Annotated in this window: 8 protein-coding genes; 4 read left to right on the plus strand and 4 right to left on the minus strand. The window is 74.5% G+C overall.

The window, feature by feature from the left end; translation table 11 throughout:
• Nucleotides 1-112: 112 nt before the first annotated feature.
• Entirely contained in the window at nucleotides 113-2,218 is a 2,106-nt protein-coding gene (locus tag ACK586_RS03250) for a cation:proton antiporter (RefSeq protein ID WP_409329010.1), read from the minus strand.
• Nucleotides 2,219-2,487: 269 nt separating this feature from the next.
• On the opposite strand from ACK586_RS03250, the gene ACK586_RS03255 reads away from it, so the two are divergent.
• On the plus strand, nucleotides 2,488-3,330 hold the full coding sequence (locus tag ACK586_RS03255; RefSeq protein ID WP_409329011.1) for a protein kinase domain-containing protein: 843 nt from the start codon (nucleotides 2,488-2,490) through the stop codon (nucleotides 3,328-3,330).
• A gap of 45 nt (nucleotides 3,331-3,375) precedes the next feature.
• Here the strand turns inward: ACK586_RS03255 and ACK586_RS03260 are convergent, their stop codons facing one another.
• Nucleotides 3,376-4,731, minus strand: a complete 1,356-nt coding sequence (locus ACK586_RS03260; RefSeq protein WP_409329012.1) for a serine/threonine-protein kinase — start codon at nucleotides 4,729-4,731, stop codon at nucleotides 3,376-3,378.
• A gap of 110 nt (nucleotides 4,732-4,841) precedes the next feature.
• Nucleotides 4,842-6,737, minus strand: a complete 1,896-nt coding sequence (locus tag ACK586_RS03265; RefSeq protein WP_409329013.1) for a serine/threonine-protein kinase — start codon at nucleotides 6,735-6,737, stop codon at nucleotides 4,842-4,844.
• Nucleotides 6,738-7,023: 286 nt separating this feature from the next.
• Here ACK586_RS03265 and ACK586_RS03270 point away from each other — a divergent pair, with 286 nt between their 5' ends.
• The 3 genes from ACK586_RS03270 to ACK586_RS03280 all read left to right on the plus strand — a co-directional run bounded on the left by ACK586_RS03270 (nucleotide 7,024) and on the right by ACK586_RS03280 (nucleotide 9,728).
• Entirely contained in the window at nucleotides 7,024-7,851 is an 828-nt protein-coding gene (locus tag ACK586_RS03270; protein WP_409329014.1) for a hypothetical protein, read from the plus strand.
• Between the two features lie 118 nt (nucleotides 7,852-7,969).
• A complete protein-coding gene (locus ACK586_RS03275) occupies nucleotides 7,970-8,251 on the plus strand; it encodes an antibiotic biosynthesis monooxygenase (protein ID WP_409329015.1) in 282 nt (93 codons plus the stop codon).
• A gap of 73 nt (nucleotides 8,252-8,324) precedes the next feature.
• Nucleotides 8,325-9,728: a glycine--tRNA ligase gene (locus tag ACK586_RS03280; RefSeq protein ID WP_409329016.1), complete on the plus strand. Its 1,404-nt coding sequence runs from the start codon at nucleotides 8,325-8,327 to the stop codon at nucleotides 9,726-9,728.
• 92 nt (nucleotides 9,729-9,820) lie between these two features.
• On the opposite strand, the gene ACK586_RS03285 is transcribed toward ACK586_RS03280, so the two are convergent.
• Nucleotides 9,821-10,027 (minus strand): hypothetical protein (locus ACK586_RS03285; RefSeq protein WP_425330365.1); only part of this gene is annotated, 207 nt, incomplete at its 5' end.

Genomic DNA, 10,027 nt, shown 5'->3' on the forward strand with positions numbered 1-10,027 from the left:
CACCCGCAGAGCGGGCACGCCGGCCCGCGCGTGCCCGGCCGGGCGGTCCCGGGGACGACGGCCGCGCCCGCCCCCGCAGCGGGGACGGGCGCCGTCGTGGCCGCCGGTGCGGTCAGGCCGGGGCCGCGCCGCTGCTGATGCCGGCCAGTGTCTCGTCCATGTCGCGGTCGCTGTCGGCGGTGCCGGCGTGCACCACGAGGACGGGCGTGAGGTCGTCGGAGGACGTGACCGCGGCGCCGGCCGGCGCCACCAGGAGCGAGGGGAGGGCGTCGGCCTCCTCGTCGGGGACCACGAGGACCCCGGCGCGCCGCAGGGAGTCGGCCACGCCGGCGGCCCGCCGCTCGGCCCGGCGGCCGTCGCCGGCCTGCAGCAGCAGCGGCACCGAGCGGCCCATCGAGGCCTGGGCGGCCAGGCGGAGGGCGGCCCGGCCGTGGGCGTCGCCGTCCTGGACCACGGAGACGGGGCCGCGCGGGCTGAGCCCGGGCTCCCCGAGCTCGCCGCTGACCACCACGACGGTGCCCTGCAGTCCCGGGGGCACCGGGGTCTCGCCGGTCGCCCCCTCGGGGAGGCCCCAGCCGCTGCGCACGAGCACCACGTCGGCGTCCGAGCTGGCGGCCAGGTCGGCGATCTCGGCCCACGGGTCGTCGCTGAAGCGGGAGGCGACCGAGGACTTGAGCCCCCGGGCCTCCACCTGGCCGGCCAGCTGCCGGAGTTCTCCGGCAGCGGTCGCCATGAGCATGAGGTCGGCGCCGAGGCCGCTGGCGACCTCGGGCTTGGCCTGGGTGCGCTTGACCACGCGGGTGACGACCACCTGGGCGGGGGTCTCGCGGCCCACCAGGTCGCAGGCCAGGTCGACCAGGCCGGCGTCCTTCTTCGGGTCCTCCACCACGACGACCACCGTGTAGGCCTCCTCCAACCCCATGGCGGCGCGTTCGGCGGCGGCGATGTCCCGTTGCAGGACCCGGTCGGGGTAGACCAGGTGCAGCAGCGGCGAGGTCATCACCGTGGTCACCACCGCCATGATCACCATCAGCGTGAACATCTGGTCGTCGAGGACCTCGTTCTCCCGGCCGAGGTTGAGGATCACCAGCTCGGTCAGCCCGCGGGTGTTCATCAGGACGGCCAGCGCGCTGGCCTGGCGCCGGGGCACCCGGTTGGCCCGGGCGGCGGCGAAGGCGCCGATGAACTTGCCGGCGATCGCCACCAGCAGGATCAGGCCCAGCTCCCCGAGCCCGGCGAGGTCGATGGCGCCGACGTCCACGCCGAGGCCGGTGACCACGAAGAACACCGGGAGCAGCAGCAGCACGCTCACCTGCTCGAGCCGGTCGATGACCTCGTGGTTGAGCTTCGCGGCGCCCTTGCGCGGCATGATGACGCCGAAGATGAACGCCCCGAAGATGAAGTGGATGCCGATCTCCTCGGTGATCCACGCGCTGCCGAGGATCCCGATGAGGACGACGGCCAGCATCTCCGGCGTCAGCCGGCCGAACCGCTCGTAGCGCGTCACGAGCTGCTGCAGGAGCGGCTTGACGACGAGGAACATCACCAGCGCGAAGATGACCGACCACAGCAGGATCAGGAAGACCCCGCTCACCGAGCCGGCGGCGACGACGGCGACGACCACCGCGAGCAGCGCCCACGCGAGGACGTCGTCCACCGCCGCGCAGGCCAGCGCGAGGACTCCGGTGGGGATCCTGTGCATGCCCCGCTCGGCCAGGATGCGCGCCAGGACCGGGAACGCCGTGATGGACATCGCCACGCCCATGAACAGCGCGAAGCCGGCGAACCCGATCATCTGGGTCGAGCCGTCGGCCCGGGTGAAGACGTCGTGCCGGGTGTGCAGCAGCGTCGCCAGCAGCACTCCCAGGGAGAACGGCAGGATGATCGACGCCATCGACACCGAGACGGCGATGCGTTCGCGACCCCGGATGAAGGACAGGTCGACCTCCAGGCCGACCAGGAACATGAACAGGACCAGGCCGAGCTGGGCGAGCACCTGCAGGTAGGGCCGGACGTCCTCGGGGAACAACAACTCGTCCAGGTTGCCCGGGAGGGCCCCCAGCAGGGTCGGGCCGAGCAGGATGCCGGCGATGATCTCGCCCATCACCGCCGGCTGGCCGACCTTCACCGCCAGCCGCCCCATGAGCCGGGCCACCACGATGATGACCGCGAGGTCGATGAAGACGTAGGCGGTGATCTCCGCGACGTCGTGGTTCACAGGAGCTCCGGGTGTGCGGATGGACCCGTGCTGCCGGGTCCAGCAGGGCGGAGGGGACGGTCCTGGGCGGCCGCCGCAGCAGGCGTGCGCCGGGCGGGGATGCTAGCTCCGGACTCCGCCCCGTGGCGGCTTCCCGCGCGCGCCTGATCGGGCGAACCACCGGGAGCGATCGCCTTCCCGCACGGGCCCGGCGCGGGCACACTGACCCGCTGCCGCACCGGCGGCGGCCCGGCGTCGTCCGGGAGCACCACAGCTGCAGGAGGTAATGCATGGATGCCGTCGGCCTGGTGGGCGCGGCGCCTGCCACGATCGCGGACTACCAGGTGATCCGGGTCCTCGGTGAGGGCAACAACGGGCGCTTCTACCTGGCCCGCCCGCCGGCGCGGCTGGGACTGCCCGACGAGTACGTCGCGGTCAAGGTCTTCACCGGCAGCCACAGCGAGCAGGCCTACGAGCGCGGGGTGCGGGAGCTGCGCGCCTTCGCCCAGGTCTCCTCGCCGTACCTGGTCCGCGTCTACGACGCGGTGCTGCAGGACAGCTTCCTGTACGCCATGGAGTACTGCCCGCTGGGTTCGCTGGCCGCGCCCGCACGGCCGCTCAGCCGCGGCGAGGTGCTGCGCGCGGTCGCGCACGCGGCGCACGCGCTGCACGCCCTGCACGAGGCCGGCCTGACCCACGGTGACCTCAAGCCGGCCAACATCCTCCTCACCGAGGAGGGGGGCAAGCTGTCCGACCTCGGCCTGGCCCGCTTCCTCACCCCGGGCGTCACGCTGACCGGCATGGCCAGCGCCGCGTCGGTGGAGTTCCTGGACCCGGCGCTGCTGCGCGGCGACCGCCCCTCCCGGGCGACCGAGGTCTTCGCGCTCGGCGCCACCCTCCACCGGGCGCTGACCGGCAACGGCCTCTACGGGGAGCTGCCCGACAGCGAGCCGCTGCTGGCCATCCGCCGGGTGATGAGCGCCGAGCCGGCACTGGCCCCGGGGCTCACGCACGAGGAGGCGGCCCTGGTGAGCGACTGCCTGGCCCCGGTGGGGCAGCGGCCGGCCACCGCCGAGCAGGTGGCGCAGCGCCTCGACGCGCTGGCCGCCGCCGCCCTGGGCGCCGGCTCCTGAGCGCAGCGAGGGCCCCGTCCTCGCGGGCGGGGCCCTCGCCGGCGGTCAGCGCGGCAGGAACGCGCCGGTCTCCTCCTCGTCGAAGGTGAACCAGGCCCACAGCGCATCGAGGCCGGGCTGGCCCCCGTCGATGATCACGACCCAGCCCTCGGCGCCGACGTCGTCCTGCGTCCACGCCATGATCGCGTCGTTGTCCTCGGTGAGGAAGCAGGCGAGCCGGCCGGTGCGGTCGTCGTCGGTGTACGTGCCGTGCCCCTGGGCCTGCGGGCACTCCTCCCCGTCGGCCAGCGGCGGCACGCCGTTGCGTTCCATGTCGGCCAGGAAGACGGCCTCGGCCGTGGCCGGGTCCTCGTAGAGGTAGAAGACCGAGTCCTCGGGTCCGGGCTGGCCGGACGAGGAGCCGCAGCCGAGGACGGCGAGCGCGCCGTCGCCGGTGGGCTCGCCGGGGTCGCAGTCCACGGCGATCCACTCGGGCGGGATGATCGAGCGCAGCCGCTCCTCGGCCTCGGGGTCCGCCGGGGGAGGGGAGGCGGTGACCGGGCCGGTCGGCGCCGGCGCGGCCCGCGCGGGAGCGCCGTCGTCGTCCAGGACCCGCAGCACGACGACGAGGACGACGGCCACGAGCGCCAGCGCCACGACGCCGGCCAGGGCGGCCACCAGCGGCCGCGGGCCGCGGCGGCCCCCCGAGGCCGTCGCCCCGCCGGACCCCTCGAGGGCGGACCGTGCCGCTGCGGCGAGCTCCGCGCCGCTGCGATAGCGCTCGGCGGGGTCCTCGGCCAGGCCGGTGAGGACGACCGCGTCCAGCCGCGGCGGCAGCCCGGGGCGGGCGGCGGACGGCGGCTGGACCCCGGGAGAGGTCGGCCGTGAGCCGGTGAGGCACTCGTGCAGCAGGCCGGCCAGCCCCGCCACGTCGTCGCCCGGGCCGGCCGGGGCCGGGGACGGGACGCCGAGACCGGTCAGCCGGACGGCGTCGTCGGCGCCGAGCAGGACGTCGGCCGCCGGCACGTCGCCGACGGCGAGCCCCGCGCCGCGGGCGGCGTCCACGCCGGCGGCGACCCGGCCGACCACGGACACCGCGCGGGCGGGCTCGAGCGGGCCCTCCTCGGCGAGGACGGCGGCGAGATCCCGGCCGGCGAGCAGCGGCCGCTCGACGTACAGCCGGCCCTCGAGCTCGCCCGAGCGGTGCACGGGCACGACGGAGGCCTCGTCGAGCCCTTCGGCGAGGGCGGCGTCCCGGTGGAAGCGCTCCCGGTAACCGGGGTCGGCCGACAGCTCCTCCGGCAGCACCTCGAGCACCACGACCCGGTCCCGGTCGGTGTCCACCGCGCGGTGGCGCTCACCGGTGGGGCCCCGGCCGAGGGGTGCCTCGAGCCGGTAGGGGCCGAACGATTCGGACTGCACGTGCTGAGGTCCTCCTGTGTGCGACCGTCCCGCCGGCCGTCCCCGGTCGACGATGACACGGATCGGGCCCCTCCCGCCGTCTCCGGGGAGAGGGGCCCGATCGCGCCGGCTCAGCGTGGCACGAAGTCGCTGTTGCCCTGCTCGGTCCACCACTCGTAGAGGGTGGCCAGCCCCTCCTGGCCCCCGCCGGCGATGCCGATGAGCCCCTCGGCCCCGACGTCGTCCTGCGTCCACACGATGATCGCGTTGTCGTCGTCGTCGATGTAGCACGCCAGCCGCCCGGCCTGCTGCCCCTGGATCCGGTAGTAGCCGTAACCCTGGGCGTCGGGGCAGAGGGTCCCGGCGGGCAGCGGGGCGATGGCGTTGCGCTCCATGTCGGCCAGGAACACCTCGTCGACGGTCTGCGCGTCGTCGTACAGGTAGAAGGTGCCCGCCGACGGGCCCGGCTGGGTGAGCGCCGCACCGCAGTCGAGGACCGCCAGGGCGCCGTCCCCGGTGGGTGATCCGGTGTCGCAGTCCGCCTCGTCGAACCCGCCCGGGAGGATGGCGCGCAGGTCCTGCTCGGCCGCGTCGGGGTCCTCGCTCGGCGGCGTGGTCGGTGGCGTGGTCGGTGGCGTGGTGTCCACCGGGGTCGTCGTGTCCTGGGCCGTGCCGCCGCCTCCGCCGGAGCCGCCGGCGAGTGCGATCACCAGCACGACGGCCAGAACCACCAGGAGTGCGACGCCGCCGAGGATCAGCGGCAGCCGGTTCGGCTTCGTCCCGGTCCCCGAGGGGGACGAGCCGTGGCCGATGTAGCCCCCGCCGGTCGCGCCGGGGCCGCCGGGGCCGTACCCCGTCGTCCCGCCGGGGCCGTATCCCGTCGTCCCGCCCGGGCCCTGGGCCGCGAAGCCGGGCGGGCCGGGGTTGGACGGCGGGCCGTAACCGCCGGTGACCGACGGCGCCGGGTACCCGGTGCCGGCCGCGGGCGCGTAGCCGGGCTGGCCGGGGTTGGACGGCGGCCCGTAGCCGGGCTGGCCGGGGTTGGACGGCGGCCCGTAGCCGGGCGGGCCGGGGTTGGACGGCGGCCCGTACCCGGGCGGGCCGGGGTTGGAGAACCCGACGGTCTGCGGCCGGAACGGCAGGGGGGTGACCGAGGTCGGCGGGGCGGCGGGGATGACCGCCTCGGTGACCCCGGAGTCGCGCAGGGCCGCGCGCGCGGCGGCGGCGAGCTCGCCGCAGGTCGCGTAGCGCTCGTCGGGGTCCTTGGCCAGGCCCTTGAGGACGACCTCGTCGAGCTTGCGGGGCAGGCCGGCGCGCACGGACGAGGGCGCCTGCGCGTCGGTGTTCAGGTGCGCGTACATCAGCGTGGCCAGGCCGTCCCCCGTGAAGGGGCGGCGGCCGGTCAGGCACTCGAAGAGCACGCAGGCCAGCGCGTAGACGTCCACGCGCTTGTCGATCGGCTTCTCGAGGAAGCGCTCGGGCGCCATGTAGTCGAAGGAGCCGAGCGCGGCCCCGGTCTGGGTGAGTGCCGGGCCGGCGGCGTCGGAGGTGGAGCGGGCGATGCCGAAGTCGACGAGGTAGACGAACTCGTCGTCCCCGGAGCCGGTGACGAGGACGTTCGAGGGCTTGACATCCCGGTGGACCAGCCCGTCGGCGTGCGCGGAGTCCAGCGCGCGGGCGGTCTGGCTGATGATCGACACCGCCCGCGCCGGCTCCATCGGACCCTCCTCGGCGAGGACGGCGGCGACGTCACGGCCGGGCACCAGGCGCATGTCGAGGAACAGGCGGCCCTCGATCTCGCCGTAGCGGTGGATCGGGACGATGTGCGGCTCGTTCAACCGCGCGGCCAGGTGCGCCTCGCGGCGGAAGCGCTCCCGGTAGCCGGTGTCGGCCGCCAGCGCCTCGGAGAGCACCTTCAGCGCGACGACGCGGTCGTGCTCGGTGTCGAAGGCGCGGTAGACCTCGCCCATCCCGCCCCGGCCGAGCATGGCCTCGATCCGGTACGGGCCGAACTGTTCCAACTCCACGTGCTGACGTCCCCTCCGTGTGCCGCTGCTCGGCCGCCCGTCCGAGCCGGCGCCGGGAAGCGGTCGTCGGCGGAGTGTAGGGACGCGGCCGGACGCCGACCAGCGACCCGGCCGCAGGAATGCGCAGCTTCCCCCGTCCGGGGCTGCCGTGTGCGGGGCGCGGGACGGTTCGTGACGCACCTGTGACAACTCGCGCGCGCGAACCGGTAGGCGCGGTGGCGCCGCGTGGCTACCTTGCTGTCCGCTCGGGGCCGCCGCCCCGGCCTGCCGAGACGAGAGAAGCACCATGAGCCAACCCCCCGGTCAGTACGGCGGCCAGTACGGCCAGCCCGGTCAGTACGGCCAGCCCGGCCCCGGTCAGTACGGGCAGCCCGGCCCCGGCCAGTACGGGCAGCCCGGCGGCTACGGCCAGCCGGGCGGCTACGGCCAGCCGGGCGGCTACGGCCCCCCCGGGGGCGGCCCGGGCTTCGGCCCGGGCGGCTACGGCCAGCCGCCGCAGAAGAAGAGCGTCCTGCCGTGGGTGATCACCGCCGCCGTGGTGGTGCTCGCCGGCGTCGGCGTCCTGCTGTTCTTCCTGCTCGGCGGGGACGACGACGACTCGACCACCGCCGCGGGCACCTCCGCGCCGGCGACGGCGTCGGTCTCGGCGCAGGGCATGGGGTCCGAGCAGATGGGCGAGGACGACCCGCCGGCGATGAACCTGCCCACCGGTGCCCAGGTGCCCATGGACGACATGGACCCCCCGAGCAGCGGTGGCAGCGGCGAGGAGACGATCACCGGCTCGACCGAGCTGGCCGCCCAGTGGCTGGTCGCGGTCGCGCAGGCCGACACGGCCACCGCGTGGGCCCTGACCGACCCGACGCTGCAGGACGCGGCGGCGCAGGGCGCGGCCAGCGCCGGCGTCACCCCCGAGGAGTACCTCGTGGGCTACATCTACGCGAACGTCTTCGAGGGCGAGGCGCCGACCGATGCCTCGCTCGTGACGGTGGAGTACGACTCGCAGAGCGGCAGCGACGTCATCGTCGTCGAGGTCGTCCTCGAGGGCGGCGGCACGGTGGACATCGCCATCTTCGTCAACGAGGCGCTGCTGGTGCAGGACTTCGGCACGCTCTGACCGCACCGCGTCCCGGCGGCCGGTCCCCTCACCCGGGGGGCCGGCCGTCGGCCGTTCCGGGGCCCGCCGGTCTGCGACGATGCACCGGGCCCGGTCCGCGGGCCGGGAGGCGGTGGGCGTGGTGTTCGTGGTGACCCGGTTCCGCGTGGCCGCCGGCGACGGGCCCGCCCTCGCCCGCGACGCCGCCGCGCTGCTGGCCGCGCTGGCCGGCCGCCCCGGTTTCCGCGACGGGCACGTCGGCGAGGCCGTGGAGGAGCCGGGGCTCTGGGCGCTGGTGACGGTCTGGGACGGCGTCGGCACCTACCGGCGGGCGTTGTCGGCCGCCGAGGTCAAGATCGCCGGCGCGCCGGTGTGGGTGCACGCCGTCGACGAGCCCGGGGCCTTCCTGCCGCCGTCCTGAGGAGGCCGCCCGGGCCGCGACTACCGTGGACGGGTCAACCGCCGACCGCCAGCCGGATGGAGCCTGAGAGCCCGTGGCCGAGAGCCCGACCAAGCACGACCCCGCCCGCCTCGACAAGGTGGTCAACCTCTGCAAGCGCCGGGGGTTCGTCTTCCCCTCCGGCGAGATCTACGGGGGCACCCGCTCCGCCTGGGACTACGGGCCGCTGGGCGTCGAGCTCAAGGAGAACATCAAGCGGCAGTGGTGGCGGACCGTGGTCCAGAGCCGTGACGACATCGTCGGCCTGGACTCCTCGGTGATCCTGCCGCGGCAGACCTGGGTCGCCTCCGGTCACGTCGGCGTCTTCACCGACCCGCTCACCGAGTGCCAGAGCTGCCACAAGCGGTTCCGGGCCGACCACCTCGAGGAGGACTTCGAGGCGCGCAAGGGCCGCCTGCCGGAGAACGGCCTGGCCGACATCAGCTGCCCGAACTGCGGCACGAAGGGCGCGTGGACCGAGCCGCGCGACTTCAACATGATGCTGAAGACCTACCTCGGCCCGGTCGAGGACGAGTCGGGGCTGCACTACCTGCGCCCGGAGACCGCGCAGGGCATCTTCGTCAACTTCGCCAACGTCATGGGCGCCGCCCGGAAGAAGCCGCCGTTCGGCATCGGCCAGATCGGCAAGTCCTTCCGCAACGAGATCACGCCGGGCAACTTCATCTTCCGCACCCGCGAGTTCGAGCAGATGGAGATGGAGTTCTTCGTCGAGCCCGGCAGCGACGAGCAGTGGCACCAGTACTGGATCGACGAGCGCACCCGCTGGTACACCGACCTCGGCATCTCCCCGGACAACCTGCGCCACTTCGAGCACCCGAAGGAGAAGCTCTCGCACTACTCGAAGCGCACCGTCGACATCGAGTACCGCTTCGGCTTCCAGGGCTCGGAGTGGGGCGAGCTCGAGGGCATCGCCAACCGCACCGACTTCGACCTGTCCACGCACACCGAGCACTCCGGCACGGACCTGTCGTACTTCGACCAGAGCACCAACACCCGCTGGACGCCGTACGTCATCGAGCCGGCGGCCGGGCTCACCCGCTCGCTGATGGCGTTCCTCGTCGAGGCCTACACCGAGGACGAGGCGCCCAACGCCAAGGGCGGCGTCGACACCCGCACGGTGCTGCGGCTGGACCCCCGGCTGGCGCCGGTGAAGGCCGCCGTCCTGCCGCTGTCGCGCAACGCCGACCTGTCACCCAAGGCGCGCGACCTGGCCACCGCGCTGCGGCGGAACTGGAACGTCGACTTCGACGACGCCGGGGCGATCGGCCGCCGGTACCGCCGTCAGGACGAGGTCGGGACGCCGTTCTGCCTCACCGTCGACTTCGACACCCTCGAGGACGAGGCGGTGACCGTCCGCGAGCGCGACTCCATGAGCCAGCAGCGGATCGCCCTCGGCCAGGTCGAGTCCTTCCTGGCCGCCCGCCTCCCCGGCTGCTGACCTCCCCGGAGGAGATCCGTGGGCGTCACGCCCATGTCGTGTCCCCGGACATGTGTCGTGGTGTGGGCTCATGACATGTGTCGCGGTTGGGTTCAGGCGGCGTCCATCCTGGCGTAGCGCTGGTGGGGGTCGAGGGTGAGGTGGCCCAGGGGTTGGCCGTCGAGGGCGTGGAAGACCACGCAGGGTCCGTTGACCAGCAGGGTGATGTGCTGGCCGGCGTAGGCCGCGCCCAGGCGGAGGTCGTGTGCGCCGAGGCCGACGCGGCCGTCGGGGCGCACGGTGCGCCGGTGCAAGGTGGC

The sequence above is a fragment of the Trujillonella humicola genome, assembly GCF_046233715.1.
GTDB lineage: Bacteria > Actinomycetota > Actinomycetes > Mycobacteriales > Geodermatophilaceae > Trujillonella > Trujillonella humicola.